The sequence below is a fragment of the Polaromonas sp. OV174 genome, assembly GCF_900112285.1.
Taxonomy (GTDB): Bacteria; Pseudomonadota; Gammaproteobacteria; order Burkholderiales; family Burkholderiaceae_C; genus Polaromonas.
Window position 1 is genome coordinate 157,877 of the sequence record NZ_FOKZ01000001.1, and the last position, 14,690, is coordinate 172,566.

17 protein-coding genes are annotated in these 14,690 nt (G+C 61.0%); 15 read left to right on the top strand and 2 right to left on the bottom strand.

What is annotated here, in order from left to right; genetic code table 11:
* Window positions 1-154 precede the first annotated feature (154 nt).
* From ubiE to BM160_RS00835, 15 genes are all read left to right on the top strand, one after another.
* On the top strand, window positions 155-886 hold the full coding sequence (gene ubiE / locus BM160_RS00765; RefSeq protein WP_091998843.1) for a bifunctional demethylmenaquinone methyltransferase/2-methoxy-6-polyprenyl-1,4-benzoquinol methylase UbiE: 732 nt from the start codon (window positions 155-157) through the stop codon (window positions 884-886).
* 48 nt (window positions 887-934) lie between these two features.
* Window positions 935-1,945 carry a Tim44 domain-containing protein gene (locus tag BM160_RS00770; protein ID WP_091998846.1) on the top strand — a complete coding sequence of 337 codons (1,011 nt, stop codon included), beginning with the start codon at window positions 935-937 and terminating at the stop codon, window positions 1,943-1,945.
* Between the two features lie 87 nt (window positions 1,946-2,032).
* A complete protein-coding gene (locus BM160_RS00775) occupies window positions 2,033-2,662 on the top strand; it encodes a hypothetical protein (protein ID WP_091998848.1) in 630 nt (209 codons plus the stop codon).
* On the top strand, window positions 2,659-4,212 hold the full coding sequence (gene ubiB, locus BM160_RS00780; protein WP_091998852.1) for a ubiquinone biosynthesis regulatory protein kinase UbiB: 1,554 nt from the start codon (window positions 2,659-2,661) through the stop codon (window positions 4,210-4,212). The genes BM160_RS00775 and ubiB overlap by 4 nt, the downstream gene beginning before the upstream one ends.
* 140 nt (window positions 4,213-4,352) lie before the next feature.
* Window positions 4,353-4,709 carry an FmdB family zinc ribbon protein gene (locus tag BM160_RS00785; protein WP_091998856.1) on the top strand — a complete coding sequence of 119 codons (357 nt, stop codon included), beginning with the start codon at window positions 4,353-4,355 and terminating at the stop codon, window positions 4,707-4,709.
* Complete coding sequence (locus BM160_RS00790) at window positions 4,709-5,338, top strand: DUF502 domain-containing protein (protein ID WP_091999400.1); 630 nt, start codon at window positions 4,709-4,711, stop codon at window positions 5,336-5,338. The genes BM160_RS00785 and BM160_RS00790 overlap by 1 nt, the downstream gene beginning before the upstream one ends.
* 35 nt (window positions 5,339-5,373) lie before the next feature.
* Complete coding sequence (aspS, locus tag BM160_RS00795; RefSeq protein WP_091998859.1) at window positions 5,374-7,179, top strand: aspartate--tRNA ligase; 1,806 nt, start codon at window positions 5,374-5,376, stop codon at window positions 7,177-7,179.
* 110 nt (window positions 7,180-7,289) lie between these two features.
* Window positions 7,290-7,730 carry a dihydroneopterin triphosphate diphosphatase gene (nudB, locus tag BM160_RS00800; protein WP_091998862.1) on the top strand — a complete coding sequence of 147 codons (441 nt, stop codon included), beginning with the start codon at window positions 7,290-7,292 and terminating at the stop codon, window positions 7,728-7,730.
* 168 nt (window positions 7,731-7,898) lie between these two features.
* Window positions 7,899-9,137, top strand: a complete 1,239-nt coding sequence (gene clsB / locus BM160_RS00805; RefSeq protein WP_091998866.1) for a cardiolipin synthase ClsB — start codon at window positions 7,899-7,901, stop codon at window positions 9,135-9,137.
* A 157-nt stretch (window positions 9,138-9,294) separates the two neighbouring features.
* Window positions 9,295-10,017, top strand: a complete 723-nt coding sequence (folE, locus tag BM160_RS00810) for a GTP cyclohydrolase I (protein WP_091998871.1) — start codon at window positions 9,295-9,297, stop codon at window positions 10,015-10,017.
* 4 nt (window positions 10,018-10,021) lie between these two features.
* A complete protein-coding gene (locus tag BM160_RS00815) occupies window positions 10,022-10,444 on the top strand; it encodes a BLUF domain-containing protein (RefSeq protein ID WP_091998874.1) in 423 nt (140 codons plus the stop codon).
* Window positions 10,445-10,540: 96 nt separating this feature from the next.
* Entirely contained in the window at window positions 10,541-11,422 is an 882-nt protein-coding gene (locus BM160_RS00820) for an EamA family transporter (RefSeq protein WP_091998878.1), read from the top strand.
* Between the two features lie 11 nt (window positions 11,423-11,433).
* Window positions 11,434-12,252 (top strand): DUF429 domain-containing protein, encoded by an 819-nt coding sequence (locus tag BM160_RS00825; protein WP_091998881.1) that lies wholly within the window; start codon window positions 11,434-11,436, stop codon window positions 12,250-12,252.
* A 239-nt stretch (window positions 12,253-12,491) separates the two neighbouring features.
* Window positions 12,492-13,031 carry a thermonuclease family protein gene (locus BM160_RS00830; protein ID WP_091998885.1) on the top strand — a complete coding sequence of 180 codons (540 nt, stop codon included), beginning with the start codon at window positions 12,492-12,494 and terminating at the stop codon, window positions 13,029-13,031.
* Window positions 13,032-13,114: 83 nt separating this feature from the next.
* The gene (locus tag BM160_RS00835) at window positions 13,115-13,729 is read left to right on the top strand and encodes a BON domain-containing protein (RefSeq protein WP_369821732.1); all 615 of its coding nucleotides are present in this window, start codon (window positions 13,115-13,117) and stop codon (window positions 13,727-13,729) included.
* 129 nt (window positions 13,730-13,858) lie between these two features.
* Here BM160_RS00835 and BM160_RS00840 read toward each other — a convergent pair whose 3' ends face one another.
* Both BM160_RS00840 and BM160_RS00845 read right to left on the bottom strand, forming a co-directional pair.
* Entirely contained in the window at window positions 13,859-14,173 is a 315-nt protein-coding gene (locus tag BM160_RS00840) for a BON domain-containing protein (RefSeq protein WP_091998893.1), read from the bottom strand.
* A 133-nt stretch (window positions 14,174-14,306) separates the two neighbouring features.
* Window positions 14,307-14,636 (bottom strand): DUF883 family protein, encoded by a 330-nt coding sequence (locus BM160_RS00845; RefSeq protein ID WP_091998896.1) that lies wholly within the window; start codon window positions 14,634-14,636, stop codon window positions 14,307-14,309.
* Window positions 14,637-14,690: the final 54 nt, after the last annotated feature.

The window sequence follows — 14,690 nt, forward strand, 5'->3', positions numbered from 1 at the left end:
ACTGACGGCTGGTGATCCGCTCTGAGCCGGCGCGATGCGGCAGGGCGGCGTGGGTCGCTTGACTGTTGTTTTTCAGACATAAAATTTGGCAATGCCCTGTGTCCATGCAGGGTTGTCGCCAACAACTCGGGCTTTGCCCTCTAGCATTCAATTTATGACAACTACCCATTTCGGCTTTGAATCGGTCGAAGAGCAGGACAAGGCACGCCGTGTGCGCGGCGTGTTTGACTCCGTGGCGTCCAAATACGATGTCATGAACGACCTGATGTCCGTGGGCCTGCACCGTGCCTGGAAGGCCTATACCGTGCTGGTCGCCAATGTCAAGGAAGGCCAGCAGGTGCTGGACATTGCCGGCGGTACCGGAGATTTGTCGCTAGCCTTCGCTCCCAAAGTAGGGGAGAGCGGGCGGGTGGTGCATACCGACATCAATGAAGCGATGCTCAGGGAGGGGCGCAACCGCCTGCTCGATGCTGGCGTGTGCCTGCCAACGCTGGTCTGTGATGCCGAGCACCTGCCTTTCCCTGATGCCAGTTTTGACCTGGTCACGGTGGCATTTGGCCTGCGCAATATGACGCACAAGGACGGCGCGCTGCGCGAAATGAACCGTGTCCTCAAGCCCGGTGGCAAGCTGCTGGTGCTGGAATTCTCCAAGGTGGCCAAGCCGCTGGAGAAAATTTACGACTGGTATTCCTTCAAGGTCCTGCCCAAATTGGGCAAGTTGGTGGCCAATGACGACGCCAGCTACCAGTATCTGGCCGAGTCGATTCGCATGCATCCCAGCCAGGAAGAACTCAAAGCCCTGATGAAAAATAGTGGTTTTGGTCATGTGGACTATCACAACATGTCAGGCGGGATGGTGGCTTTACATGTTGGAATCAAGTGTTAAGTAGGTTTGCGGCTCGCGTCGCGATTCAGTTGTAATCAAGGAGACGATATGAAAAGTTGGTCGGTAATTCTTTCTGCGGTGCTCGCACTCACGCTGACCTTGGCCGGCCCAGCTGCCGAAGCCAAGCGCATGGGCGGAGGCTCTTCCTTTGGCAAGCAGTCGTCCAACGTCACGCAGCGCCAGGCGCCGGCCAATGGCGCCAACTCGGCGACCAATTCCGCAGCCAAACCGGCCACTCCGGCAGCCACGCCAGCGCCTGCGGCGCCGAAAAAACCATGGGGTGCCATGCTGGGCGGCCTGGCCGCAGGCCTGGGTCTAGCCTGGTTGGCGTCTTCCCTGGGTCTGGGCGGCGCCTTCAGCCAGATCATCATGTTTGCCTTGCTGGCGCTGGTGATCATGGTGGTGGTCGGCTTCGTCATGCGCAAGCTCAAGAGCAAGTCAGCTAATGCCGGCTCCGGCGGTGTAGCTCATACCCAACCGCCTTTTGCGTTTCAGGGTGCGGGTAATGCGGCCGAGGCCATGACGCCGCGCAACTACAGCCCGGCCAATGTGGGCAACGACGCCTCGGCGCGTCCCTGGGAGAGCAATAATACGGCCTTTGACAGTGCTGCCGCAGCGCCTGCCGCTGGCTCCATGATCGGTTCCGGTCTGCTGGGCGCGCAATCCTGGGGCATTCCGGCCGGCTTTGATTCCGAAGGTTTTCTCAAGGCCTGCAAGGCCAATTTCGTCACGCTGCAAGATGCTTGGGATCGCTCCGATATCCAGAATCTGCGCGCCATGATGACGGACGACATGCTGGAGCAGATCAAGACCCAACTGGCCGACCGTGAGACCCATACCGGCGGCGTTGCCAACAAGACCGACGTGGTGATGCTGGAGGCGCAGCTGCTGGGTATCGAGGAATTGAACGATGTCTACATGGCCAGCGTGGAGTTCTCCGGCATGATTCGCGAGGACGCCTCTGCTGGCGCCAGCCCTTTCCGCGAAGTCTGGAACATGACCAAGCCGCGCAATGGCGGCAGTGGCTGGTTGGTCGCTGGCGTGCAGGCGCTGCAGTAAATCTAGCCCGTCCGGCTTGACGCCGGGCCAAGGGCAGGCAGGGGATTTGGGGCAAAACCTCTTTTTATCCTGCAAAATCGGGGACGTATGAATAACACGTCCCCTTTTTCTTTTCTGGAATCCATAGCCCGCCGTCTTTTGCCTCCCGCCTGGGCGGTAGATGAAGGGCAGCAGCGTCTGGTTTTGTTCTTGAATCATGTCCTGCTGCAGGAAAAACAGGCCCAAGACCGGCTTTTGCGTCAAAAAGGCCGCGTTGTCCATGCTGAGTGGGGTTTGTTTGCTATTGATTTGATAGTTACCCCGGCCGGCCTGGTGGATCGCGCACCGCCGTCAGCCAAGCCTGATTTGCGGCTCTCGGTGGCCACCGAGTCCCCGCTGGTGGTGGTGCAGTCGGCCTTGGCGGGCAAGGCGCCGCCGGTCAAAATTGAAGGGGATGTGCAGTTGGCGGCCGAACTGGGCTGGCTGGCAGAAAATCTGCGCTGGGATGCCGAAGAGGATTTGTCCCGCCTGATTGGCGATGCCCCCGCCCATGCCGTGGCCGATGTGGGGCGACGCTTGCTGGCCGGCCTGAAGCAGTTTCTGGCCCAGGGGCCGCTGTCCTCCCCAGTCGCTTCGGCCGCGGTGTCGAATCCCTCCACGCCAGAACGCAGCCAGGCAGCGCAGGCACGTGAATCGACTAGCGCGCCAGCCACAGACGCCCCGAAGGCGTCTGCATGAGCCGCATTTTCAGAGGCATTTTCATCGTCTGGACCGTGCTGCGCTTCGGTCTGGACGAGTTGGTCTTGTCCAGCTTTGAGAAGCCCTGGGTCAGGCTGTTGACCCGTGTGGTCTCGGTCGGGCGCAATTTGAAAGCGCCCCGGGGCGAGCGTCTGCGTCAGGCGCTGGAGCAGTTGGGCCCGATTTTTGTCAAGTTCGGCCAGGTGCTGTCAACCCGGCGTGACCTGTTGCCACCCGATATTGCCGACGAGCTGGCGCACCTGCAGGACCGGGTGCCGCCTTTCGATTCGGCCGTGGCGGTGGCCATCATTGAAAAATCTTTTGGCAAACCGCTGGATCGCATCTTCCAGAACTTTGAGCGCACGCCCGTGGCCAGCGCCTCGATTGCGCAGGTTCACTTCGCCACCTTGCCCGATGGCCGCGAAGTGGCCGTCAAGGTGCTGCGGCCCAATATGGTCGGGGCTTTCAAAAAAGACCTGGCGCTGATGCGCATGATGGCCGGTTGGCTGGAGCGCGCCTCGGCCGACGGCAAACGCCTCAAGCCACGCGAAGTGGTGGCCGAGTTTGACAAATACCTGCACGATGAGCTGGATTTGCTGCGCGAGGCCTCCAATGCCGCGCAACTGCGCCGCAACATGCACAGCCTGAATCTGGTGATGATCCCGGAGATGCATTGGGACTATTGCATGCCCGACGTCATGGTGATGGAGCGCATGCAGGGTGTACCGATAGGCCAGACCCAGCGTCTGCGCGATGCCGGCGTAGACATGAAAAAGCTAGCCCGCGACGGCGTCACTATTTTCTTCACTCAGGTGTTTCGCGACGGCTTTTTTCATGCCGACATGCACCCCGGCAATATCCAGGTCAGTCTGGCGCCGGACACCTTTGGCCGTTATATTTCGCTCGATTTCGGCATTGTCGGGACCCTCACAGAGGTGGATAAGGAATATCTGGCGCAAAACTTCAGTGCATTTTTTCAGCGCGACTACAAGCGCGTGGCCGAGCTGCATATCGAGTCCGGTTGGGTGCCTGCGGCCACCCGCGTGGATGAGCTGGAAGCCGCTATCCGCTCCTGCTGCGAGCCCATGTTTGACCGGCCACTGAAGGAGCTGTCGCTGGGCTTGGTGCTGATGCGGCTGTTCCAGACCTCGCGGCGTTTTCAGGTGGAAATCCAGCCCCAGCTGGTATTGCTGCAGAAAACCTTGCTCAATATCGAGGGCTTGGGGCGAGAACTTGATCCTGATCTGGACTTGTGGAGCACCGCCAAGCCCTTTCTGGAGCGCTGGATGCTGGAGCAGGTGGGGCCTGAAAAGCTGCTGGCCCAGCTCAAGGCCGAAGCGCCGAATTATGCCAAGCTGCTGCCCGCCTTGCCGCGCCTGCTGGCGCAGTTCCTGAAGTCGACGCCTGGGAGCAACCGCCGTGAGCTGGAGGAGTTGCTGATGGAGCAAAAACGGACCAACAAGCTGCTGCAAGGCCTGATTTTTGGTGGTCTGGGCTTTTTGTTGGGCCTGATGGTCATGCAATTCGTGCTCAGGGTTCGCGTCTTTTAAGGCCGCTCCTGGAACCAATACCTGTTCTTGGGGTGACCCCGGCGCTTTCGTCGCGAATGCAGGGCAAGCCCTATAATTAAAGGCTTTGCACCGCCCGGCCTGTCGCCGGCGGAAATTCCCACGACACGAGCTTTAGCACCATGCCAATCTACGCCTATAAATGCGAGTCCTGTGGCTTTGCCAAGGACGTCCTGCAAAAAATGTCAGATGCGCCTTTGACGGATTGCCCGGAATGCGCAACGCCCAGCTTCAAGAAGCAGGTCACGGCAGCGGGTTTTCAGCTCAAGGGGTCCGGCTGGTATGTGACGGACTTCCGCGGTGGCAACACCGGGGCGCCGGCCGTCAAGCCTGCCACCACTGAAGCGGCAGGGACGGACAGCAAGGCAGCCGATAGCGGTGCCGCTGTCGCTGCGCCGGCCGCGTCCACCCCTGCGCCGGCGGCAGTGGCCCCCGTCAGCAAGAGCTCAAGCAGCGAGGCCTCGGCCAAGGCCGCATGATGGGCTCGATTCGCCGCTGGTTGCTGGCTGGCTTGCTGGTGCTGGTGCCGCTGGCCATCACCCTGGCGGTGCTCAACTGGATTGTGGCCACGCTGGATCAGACGCTGCTGATTCTTCCCGGTGCCTGGCACCCCGACAAGCTGTTGGGTGTTCACATTCCCGGCTTCGGCGTGCTGCTGACGCTGCTGATTATTTTGGTGATGGGTGCCATCGCCAGCAATTTTCTGGGCAAAAAATTGGGCGGCTGGGGCAATTTGCTGCTGCGCCGCATTCCGATTGTGCGTTCCATCTATTCCAGCGTGAAGCAGGTCTCGGACACCCTGTTTTCCGAGAGCGGCAATGCTTTTCGTCAGGCCTTGCTGGTGCAGTGGCCGCGTGAAGGCGTCTGGACGATAGGCTTTTTGACCGGTGTGCCTGGTGGCGACGTGGTCAATCACCTGCATGGCGACTACCTGAGCGTTTATGTTCCGACAACGCCCAACCCGACCGGCGGCTATTTCGTGATGCTGAAAAAAACCGACTGTATCGAGCTCAATATGAGTGTCGATCAGGCGCTGACCTATGTGATCTCCATGGGCGTTGTGGTGCCTCCCAAGCCCGCCGTTCAACCCCTCAATCCTCCCCTGTAAACGGCGCAGCAGCGCTGAAAATCTGAGTATTTCTTATGGCTATCGTTTCCCAAATGCGTTCCACCTATTGCGGTCTGGTGACCGAGAGCCTCACGGGCCAAACCGTCAGCCTGTGTGGCTGGGTCAACCGTCGGCGCGATCATGGCGGCGTGATCTTCATTGATCTGCGCGACCGCGAGGGCTATGTGCAGGTGGTGTGTGACCCGGACCGCGCCGAGATGTTCCAGATCGCCGAAGACGTGCGCAATGAGTTTTGCGTTCAGGTCAAGGGTGTCGTGCGCGCGCGTCCCGAAGGCACGACCAACGAAGGCCTGAAAAGCGGCAAGATCGAGGTCTTGTGCCATGAGCTGATCGTGCTGAACGCCAGCGTCACGCCGCCGTTCCAGCTCGATGACGACAACCTGTCGGAGACCACGCGTTTGACGCACCGGGTGCTGGACCTGCGCCGCCCCTACATGCAAAACAACCTGATGCTGCGTTACCGCGTGGCCATGGAAACGCGCAAGTTTCTCGATGCCAACGGTTTCATCGACATTGAAACCCCCATGCTGACCAAGAGCACGCCCGAAGGCGCGCGCGATTACCTGGTGCCCAGCCGCGTTAACGAAGGCCAGTTCTTCGCGCTGCCGCAAAGCCCGCAGCTGTTCAAGCAGTTGTTGATGGTGGCCGGCTATGACCGCTACTACCAGATCACCAAGTGCTTCCGCGACGAAGATCTGCGCGCCGACCGCCAGCCTGAATTCACCCAGATCGATATCGAAACATCTTTCCTGGGCGAGCAGGAAATCCGCGACATGTTCCAGGGCATGATCAGCAACATTTTCAAGACCGTGCTGGACACCGATCTGGGCGAGTTCCCGGTCATGGCTTACGCCGATGCCATGCACCGCTTCGGCTCCGACAAGCCCGACCTGCGCGTGAACCTGGAGTTCACCGAGCTGACCGATGTCATGGCCGATGTGGACTTCAAGGTCTTCAGCGCACCAGCTACCACTCCGGGCGGCCGCGTGGTCGGTTTGCGTGTGCCGGGCGGCTCGGAAATGAGCCGCGGCGAGATTGACGGCTACACCGAGTTCGTCAAGATCTACGGTGCCAAGGGTCTGGCCTGGATCAAGGTGAATGATGTCAGCAAGGGTCGCGAAGGCCTGCAAAGCCCCATCGTCAAGAATATTCACGATGCGGCGATTGCCGAAATCCTGAAGCGCACCGGCGCGCAGAATGGCGACCTGATTTTCTTCGGCGCCGACAAGGGCAAGATCGTCAACGACAGCATAGGTGCGCTGCGCCTGAAGGTCGGCCACAGCGAGTTCGGCAAAAAGACGGGCCTGTTCACCAAGGGCTGGAAGCCGCTGTGGGTGGTTGATTTCCCGATGTTCGAACACGACGAGGAAAACAACCGCTGGAGCGCCGTGCACCACCCCTTCACCGCGCCCAAAGATGGCCATGAAGACTGGATGGACACCGATCCCGGCAAGTGCATCGCCAAGGCCTACGACATGGTGCTCAACGGTTGGGAGCTCGGTGGCGGCTCGGTCCGTATCCATCGCGCCGAGGTGCAGAGCAAGGTCTTTAGCGCCCTGAAAATAGGCCCTGAAGAAGCGCAGGAAAAGTTCGGCTTTCTGCTCGATGCGTTGCAATACGGCGCGCCACCGCATGGTGGCCTGGCCTTTGGTCTGGATCGCATCGTCACCATGATGACGGGCGCCGAGTCCATCCGCGACGTGATTGCCTTCCCCAAGACCCAGCGCGCGCAGTGCTTGCTGACGCACGCTCCCAGCCCGGTGGATGAAAAGCAGTTGCGCGAACTGCACATCCGCCTGCGCAATCCGCAGCCGGTCTAAATGACCCACACGCTTTCGCGGCGTGTCATCTACAGCCCCTTCACGGGGCTGTTTTTGTTTGGCTGTGCCATCAGCGCTTGCCACTAGCGCAAAGGAGGCGGTTTGTGAGCATGTTCAAGATCCCCGAGTCGGTGCTGGTCGTCATTTACACGCCGCAGCTTGAGGTGCTGCTGATAGAGCGTGCCGGCCAGCCCGGTTTCTGGCAAAGCGTGACGGGCTCCAAGGACAGCCTGGACGAGCCCGCCCGGCAGACGGCGCTGCGCGAGGTGCAAGAGGAAACCGGCATTGTCGCCACGGCGGACCGCTTGCACGACTGGGCCTTGACCAACATCTACGAGATCTACCCAGTCTGGCGCCACCGTTATGCGCCTGGGGTCACGCACAACACCGAGCAGGTGTTTGGCCTGTGCCTGCCCGGCCCTTGCCAGGTGAGCCTGAACCCGCGCGAGCACACGGCCTGGCAGTGGTTGCCGCATGACGCCGCCGCCGATTTGTGTTTCTCGCCGTCCAATGCGGAAGCGATCTTGCTGCTGCCGCGCTTCATGGCTTGAGGGCCAGACGCTGTTGATGGGCGCCGAGCAGTGCCCATCCGTGCCAGATTGAGACAGGAGGGGTCTTGCGCCAGCCCTTCGGGCAGCGTCGGATAGGCAAATGTCGGGTGTTGGGTTTAAATGGACGCATCTCCAGTCACCCATCACACGACCACCTGCCACCCACCCATGCCCCCACTCCAGAAGTCCGAAGCGCTGCAATTGCTCCAGGGTGGGCAGGCGCTCTTCCCGGCACTGATCAAGGCTTTTGATGCTGCGACAACCTGGATACAGCTGGAAACCTACATTTTTGACTTTCACGGCGCCGGCGCGGATGTGGCCGAGGCCCTGGTGCGAGCGGCGCAGCGCGGGGTGATGGTGCAGGTGCTGGTGGATGCGATTGGCACAGACCCCTTGCCGGCCGCCTGGGAGAAGAAATTCAGCGACGCGGGTGTCGAGTGGTTCCGCTATTCACCGCTGACGGGCTTGCTCGGCTGGCTGGTGCCGGAGCGCTGGCGCCGCTTGCACCGCAAGCTGTGCGTGGTGGACCAGCGCATGGTGTTTTGCGGCGGCATCAACGTGCTGGATGATTTTTACGACCCCAACCATGGCCAGCTGCAGGCACCGCGCTTTGATTTTTCCGTGGCCGTGACGGGCGGGCCGGTGACCGCCGACGCGGCCGAGGCCGTGGCCCTGCTCTGGTGGCGCGTTCAGGCCGGCTACAGCGCGCGCATGCGCCATCTCAGCGACGCCTGGGAAAGCTTCAAGGCCGCCGGTTACGGTGGCCGCACCGACACCCGGCGGCTCGCCAATCCGGCGCTGGGCGCGCGTGCCGCGCCAGCCGGCGTACCCTTTCCCAGGGCGGCGCTGGTATTGCGCGACAACCTGCGCAATCGCGCCAGCATAGAGCGCGCTTACCGCAAGGCGATTGGCCGGGCCAGGCGCGAAGTGATCATTGCCAATGCCTATTTCCTGCCCGGCGGCAAGCTGCGCCGTGCCCTGATACGTGCGGCCAAACGCGGCGTGCGTGTGACCTTGCTGCTGCAGGGCCGTTACGAATACTTCATGCAATACCACGCGGCGCGGCCGGTGTATGGCGCGCTGCTGGCCGCGGGGGTGGAAATCCATGAATACGAAACCAGTTTTCTTCATGCCAAGGTGGCGGTGGTGGACGGGCATTGGGCAACGGTGGGCTCGTCCAACCTTGACCCGCTAAGCCTGCTGCTGGCGCGCGAGGCCAATGTGGTGATAGATGACAAGGCCTTTGCCGAAGACCTGCGGGGCCGCTTGTTACAGGCCATGGCCGCTCAGGGGCACCGTATTGATCCCGCCACCTACAGTCGGCGGCCCCTGGGTCTGCGTCTGCAGGGCTGGGTGGCTTACACCCTGGTCCGACTGGCGCTGCTGGTGGCCGGCCAGCGTTATTGAGCGGGCGCCGCCATAGAGGTGTTTTACTTGCGTCAGCAAGCGCGATGATTGCTATTAAATTAATAGCTATTGCCGCCCGTGGCGTAAGCGCTAGCGGCCTAAAATGGTCTTAATCCCGGGCCAAGACCGTTTTGGGTCAGGCTGGTAATATCTGGGCATGCTTATGAAATCCACCACGCCAGCGCAGGACAGCAGCGACGAAGGTACGCCAGTTTCCGTCAAAATTCGTGAGCGCCTGGCCCTGGCCCGCAAACGCTTCAATGCCAACGACAACATTTCCGAGTTCCTGCAGCCAGGTGAGTTGGAGAAATTGTTGGATGAGGTGGAAGTCAAGATGCAGGGCGTGCTCGACAGCCTGGTCATAGACACCGTTGGCGACCACAACACCAACAACACCGCGCGCCGCGTGGCCAAGATGTACCTCAACGAAGTGTTCAAGGGCCGCTATGTGCAGCCGCCCGCCATCACCGAGTTCCCCAACGCCGAGCATCTCAACGAGCTGATGATCGTCGGTCCGATTACCGTGCGCAGTGCCTGCTCGCACCATTTCGTCCCGGTGATAGGCAAGATCTGGATTGGCGTCATGCCCAACGAGCACACCAATGTGATCGGCCTGTCCAAATACGCCCGTCTGGCCGAGTGGGTAATGGGGCGGCCGCAAATCCAGGAAGAGGCGGTGGTGCAACTGGCCGACCTGATCATGGAAAAAACCCAGCCCGACGGCCTGGCCATCGTGATGGAAGCCAGCCACTACTGCATGGCTTGGCGCGGCGTCAAGGACATGGACAGCAAGATGATCAATTCGGTCATGCGCGGCGTGTTCCTGAAGGACCCGACGCTGCGCCGTGAGTTTCTCGCCCTCATTCCACGGAAAGGTTAATCCCATGTTAGTTCGCCTGCTCTATGCCAGCCGCGCCGTGGATACCAGCCCGGGTGCCATAGAGGCCATCCTGGCCCAGTCGCGCCAGTACAACCCGACCTGCGGCATCACCGGCATTCTTTGCTACGGCGGCGGCATTTTCCTGCAGGCCATTGAAGGCGGCCGCATGGCGGTCAGCGACTTGTACGGCCATATCCAGCGCGATTCGCGTCACAAGGACGTGGCCTTGCTGCATTACGAAGAAATTTCGGAGCGTCGCTTTGGCGGCTGGACCATGGGCCAGGTCAACCTGCTCAAGCTGAATCACTCCATCTTGCTGAAGTATTCGGAAAAGCCAGAGCTCGACCCTTATGCGGTGTCGGGCAAGGTGTCGCTGGCGCTGCTGGAAGAGTTGATGGCCACGGCCGCCATCATTGGCCGCGCCTGAAAATATCTGCCAAAACCGTCGCGCAGGCCTTCGCTGCCTGCGTGGCACCCGCAAGCGCCCTGACGCCTGCATGCTGCTTTTCCCCTACGCTTTTCCATGTCCTTTAACGCTCTTGCCCTGGTGCTGATTGCCGGGCTGATTCACGCCTGCTGGAATATCGCCGCCAAAAAGGCCGGCGGCGATGCGCGCTTCGCGACCTTCACCGGCCTGGTGATGGCGGTGGTGTGGGCGCCGCTGGGCATCTGGCTGGGCATAGAAGAGTTGCCGCGCTGGGGGCTGACGGAGTGGCTGGTGCTGTGCGCCAGCGCGCTGCTGCACACCGTCTATTACGTGACCTTGCTGCGCGGCTACCGCAAGGCCGATCTCACCGTGGTCTATCCGCTGGCCCGCGGCTCGGGGCCGCTGCTGTCCTCGCTGGTCGCGGTGGTGTTGCTGGGCGAGCAGATTTCCGCGCTGGGCCTGGCGGGCATTGCCGGCGTGGTCGGCGGCGTTTTTCTGATTGCCGGAGGTCCGGGCTTGTGGCGTGCCTCACATGAGCCGTCCAAGCGTCAGCGGGTGCGCAAGGGCATGATTTACGGCTTGCTGACCGGCGCCTTTATCGCCAGCTATACGGTGGTGGATGGCTATGCGGTCAAGCTGCTGTTGATGTCGCCCATACTGCTCGACTACATCGGCAACTTCGTGCGTCTGGTGTTTTTGCTGCCTACGGTTTTGCGCGATGTGCCAGCGGCTGCGGTGCTCTGGCGCCGTCAATGGAAATATGCCCTGGTGGTCGGCATCATCAGTCCCGTCTCTTATGTGCTGGTGTTGTATGCCATGAAGACCGCGCCGCTGTCGCATGTCGCGCCGGCGCGTGAGGTTTCCATGCTGTTTGCGGCGCTGCTGGGCGGGCATTTGCTGGGCGAGGGCGAGCGCAAGCTGCGCCTGCTGGGCGCCGCCTGCATAGGCGCCGGCGTGATGGCGCTGGCCTTGGGTTGAGGTGGGCGGCGATGAGCTCCGAACTTTTGGTGGGCTGCGACTTCTCCAGCAGCCCCAGCCGCCGCAAGCCGATTGTGCTGGCCCAGGGTTCGGCCGCCAAGGGGCGGGTGCTGCTGGCCGGGCTTGAGCGTATCGAATCGCTGGACGGTTTTGAGCAGTGGCTGCGCCAGCCGTGTGCCTGGATCGGGGCCTTTGATTTTCCCTTTGGCCTGCCGCGCGAACTGGTGGCGCAACTGGCCTGGCCCGAGGCCTGGCCAGATCTGATCCGCCATTACGCGGCCCTGAGTCGGCTCCAGATTCGCGACACCTTTGCCGCCTTTTGCGATGCGCGCCCGGTCGGGCAAAAGTTTGCGCACCGCGCCACCGACATCCCCGCCGGCTCCAGCCCCTCCATGAAATGGGTCAATCCGCCCTTGGCCTATATGCTGCACGCCGGCGTGCCGCGCCTGCTGGCGGCCGGCGTACATCTGCCTGGCCTGCACCAGGGGGATGGCCAGCGCGTCGCGCTGGAAGGCTACCCAGGCTTGCTGGCGCGCGAAATTCTGGGCCAGCGCTCCTATAAAAGCGACGACAAGGCGAAACAGACGCCAGAGCGCCTGATTGCACGCAAGGACTTGATCACCGCGCTGGAACACGGACAGTCGCGGCTGGGCCTGCGCCTGAAGCTGAGCCACGCCCAGCGCGACGCCCTGGTTGACGATGCCAGCGGCGACAGCTTGGACGCCGTGCTGTGCCTGTTGCAGGCGGCTTGGGCGCAGCAGCAGGGCGCCCCGCGCTATGGCTTGCCAGCGGCCATGGACCCGTTGGAAGGCTGGATTGTGACGGCCTGAGGTGACTTGCGGTCACTGATCGCAGGCCTGGGCTGGCCAAGGATGATTGGCTATCGATGCTGTTGATTTGTACAGTATATTGAGGCCATCACTGTCTATCAGGCCACGCTCATGACGCTTCAAGAATATCCGTTGACATCGCCACCAGTCTTGCTGGCCGAGTCACTGGCGTTATTAAGGACGATTTAGGCCTCTAGCCCAATCAGGTCAAGCGCCAAACGCTATTGATTCCATAGTAAATGAAAAGCCAACGACTGCTTTGCAAGGTCCAAGCATTGGCGCTGTTTGGCTGTACCCTGCTGTTGGCCTGGGGTGCGCCGGCCTGGTCGGCCGCAGCGCTGCCGGCGAAGTGGTCGGGTGTGGTGACCCAGGTGCTGGACGGCGACACCGTTCAGGTGCGCCCGTCCGGTGGCGGCAAGCCGGTCAGGGTTCGTATCGATGGCATTGACGCGCCCGAGATTTGCCAGACTGGGGGCTATTTGTCGCGCGACGCGCTCAAGCGCCGAAGCTTGGGCCAGCGCGTGATGGTTCATGGCAGGCGCCATGATGACTATGGTCGCCTGCTGGCGCGGATTGTGTTGAAGGGTGAGGACCAGGGACAGTGGATGGTCGCGCAAGGGCTGGCCTGGTCTTATCGCTATCGTGGCCATGCTGGCCCCTATGCTTTGCAGCAAGGCCGGGCGCAGGCGGCGCAGCGCGGCTTGTTCTCGCCAACTGGTGCGGCGCCTGCCATTCACCCACGCGTGTTTCGACAACAGCACGGTAGCTGCTACTTTTAGGTGGCTGACGCCGGGGCCTAGGGTATTTTTCCTACGGCCATTTCGGCCAATGCTGACGTGCTGTCGTCAGCAGACTGGCTAAAGTGAAAACGCGTGATGTCAGCATCACCGCTTTGAGCCGCACGCTGTGCCTGTTTGAGAGGCGGCGAGGCGTGTGTCTATTTTTCACTCCCAGGAGGTTACCCATGAAACAACAAGCTTCAAACCATTCGCCAACCCACGGGCTTGACAGCAAGCCACTGCTGGTAATCAGTTCATTGGCCTTGGCGCTGGTCTTGAGTGCCTGCGGCAAGCAAGATCAGGCTACATCTTCATCAGCAGGTCAGCAAGTTGACTCGGCCATCGCGAAAACCGAGCAGGCCGCCGAGCAAGCCAAGGCCAAAACCGAAAGTACCCTGGCCAACGCAGAGGTGGCGCTGAAAGATGCCGCTCAGAAAGCCGAGACAGCGACTAAAGAGGCCGCCAGCCAGGTTGGTGACAAGGTGGATGACATGAGCATCACGGCTGCTGTTTCTGCCGGACTGGCCAAAGACCCTGACCTGAGTGCCTTCAAGATCAATGTGGACACAAAAAATGGCGCGGTCACCCTTAATGGCACGGCCCCCACAGACGCCGCCCGCGATAAGGCCGGCAGCCTTGCCAAAGCGGTCAAGGGCGTGAACTCGGTGGATAACAAGCTGGTGGTGAACGCAGGTTAAGCCTGCCACTGGCCGGAACCTCTTGGCTCCTGGCCATGCCAGCCCCCATGAAAAAGGCAAGTGATGGAAAGTTCCATCGCTTGCCTTTGTTTCTGGCCACTTCAGGTGGCGCAAGTGTGCAAGACGTGCTTAAGGACGAACGACGATGTCGTTGCGCACGTTCTTGACGTTCTTCACGCTACGGGCCAGGGACTCTGCCTGATTTTTCTCGGCCAATGTCTTGGAAAAACCGGACAGCTGAACCGTGCCATTGAGCGTTTCAACGCTGATGGACATGGCTGACACCGTTTTGTCGCTAACAAACTTGGCCTTGACGGCGGTCGTGATGGCCGCATCGTCAACATAGGCTCCGGCGGTTTCCTGGCCTCGCCCAACGGCACAGCCGCTGCCGATGATGGTGATGCCTGCCAGGGCGGCGAATGCAATTGCGCGAGCATATTTCATGTTATTTTTCCTTTTTGATTCGATTGAACTGAACTGGTGCAAAGTTGTAATAGCTTGTCGATTAACGGCACCACGCTGATCGACCTGCGCCCTTTTTTTAGTCTTTGAAGTCTCGGCCAATCAGCCTGAGCCGTCAATAACGGTTTTGACGACGCTGGCGTGAACTGGCAATCAGCCAAGCCAGTCCGGCACCCACTGCAGCGGCAATCAGCACCGAGCGCAGGGGCTGGTCGGCCACATAACGTGTGGTGGCCCGGCTGGCGTGTTTGAGGGATCGTTCTGCGTGGTCCTTGGCGTCCGAGGCCATGTCCAGGCTATGGCGTGCCAGCGATTGCGCTGTTGACGCCAGCTTGTCCACCACCGGGTCTATGGCTTTGCCGGCGCTTTGCAGCAAGTCGTCGGAGGCATGGCGCATGGCGGGCAGGATGTCACGGGCGGTTTGGGTGGCGCTATGTGTATTCATGTTGAGGTCCTTGGCAGGTTGATTGAACGCTTGTGGCGCAATAAAGAGGGTTGG

Bases quoted from the DNA above. Each gene is read 5' to 3' on its own strand.
- BM160_RS00785 (WP_091998856.1), top strand. From the start codon at position 4,353: ATGCCAATCTACGCCTATAAATGCGAGTCCTGTGGCTTTGCCAAGGAC.
- folE (WP_091998871.1), top strand. From the start codon at position 9,295: ATGCTTATGAAATCCACCACGCCAGCGCAGGACAGCAGCGACGAAGGT.
- BM160_RS00770 (WP_091998846.1), top strand. From the start codon at position 935: ATGAAAAGTTGGTCGGTAATTCTTTCTGCGGTGCTCGCACTCACGCTG.
- BM160_RS00845 (WP_091998896.1), bottom strand. From the start codon at position 14,636: ATGAATACACATAGCGCCACCCAAACCGCCCGTGACATCCTGCCCGCC.
- BM160_RS00775 (WP_091998848.1), top strand. From the start codon at position 2,033: ATGAATAACACGTCCCCTTTTTCTTTTCTGGAATCCATAGCCCGCCGT.
- ubiB (WP_091998852.1), top strand. From the start codon at position 2,659: ATGAGCCGCATTTTCAGAGGCATTTTCATCGTCTGGACCGTGCTGCGC.
- BM160_RS00830 (WP_091998885.1), top strand. From the start codon at position 12,492: ATGAAAAGCCAACGACTGCTTTGCAAGGTCCAAGCATTGGCGCTGTTT.
- BM160_RS00820 (WP_091998878.1), top strand. From the start codon at position 10,541: ATGTCCTTTAACGCTCTTGCCCTGGTGCTGATTGCCGGGCTGATTCAC.
- clsB (WP_091998866.1), top strand. From the start codon at position 7,899: ATGCCCCCACTCCAGAAGTCCGAAGCGCTGCAATTGCTCCAGGGTGGG.
- nudB (WP_091998862.1), top strand. From the start codon at position 7,290: ATGTTCAAGATCCCCGAGTCGGTGCTGGTCGTCATTTACACGCCGCAG.
- BM160_RS00825 (WP_091998881.1), top strand. From the start codon at position 11,434: ATGAGCTCCGAACTTTTGGTGGGCTGCGACTTCTCCAGCAGCCCCAGC.
- BM160_RS00840 (WP_091998893.1), bottom strand. From the start codon at position 14,173: ATGAAATATGCTCGCGCAATTGCATTCGCCGCCCTGGCAGGCATCACC.
- aspS (WP_091998859.1), top strand. From the start codon at position 5,374: ATGGCTATCGTTTCCCAAATGCGTTCCACCTATTGCGGTCTGGTGACC.
- BM160_RS00790 (WP_091999400.1), top strand. From the start codon at position 4,709: ATGGGCTCGATTCGCCGCTGGTTGCTGGCTGGCTTGCTGGTGCTGGTG.
- BM160_RS00815 (WP_091998874.1), top strand. From the start codon at position 10,022: ATGTTAGTTCGCCTGCTCTATGCCAGCCGCGCCGTGGATACCAGCCCG.
- ubiE (WP_091998843.1), top strand. From the start codon at position 155: ATGACAACTACCCATTTCGGCTTTGAATCGGTCGAAGAGCAGGACAAG.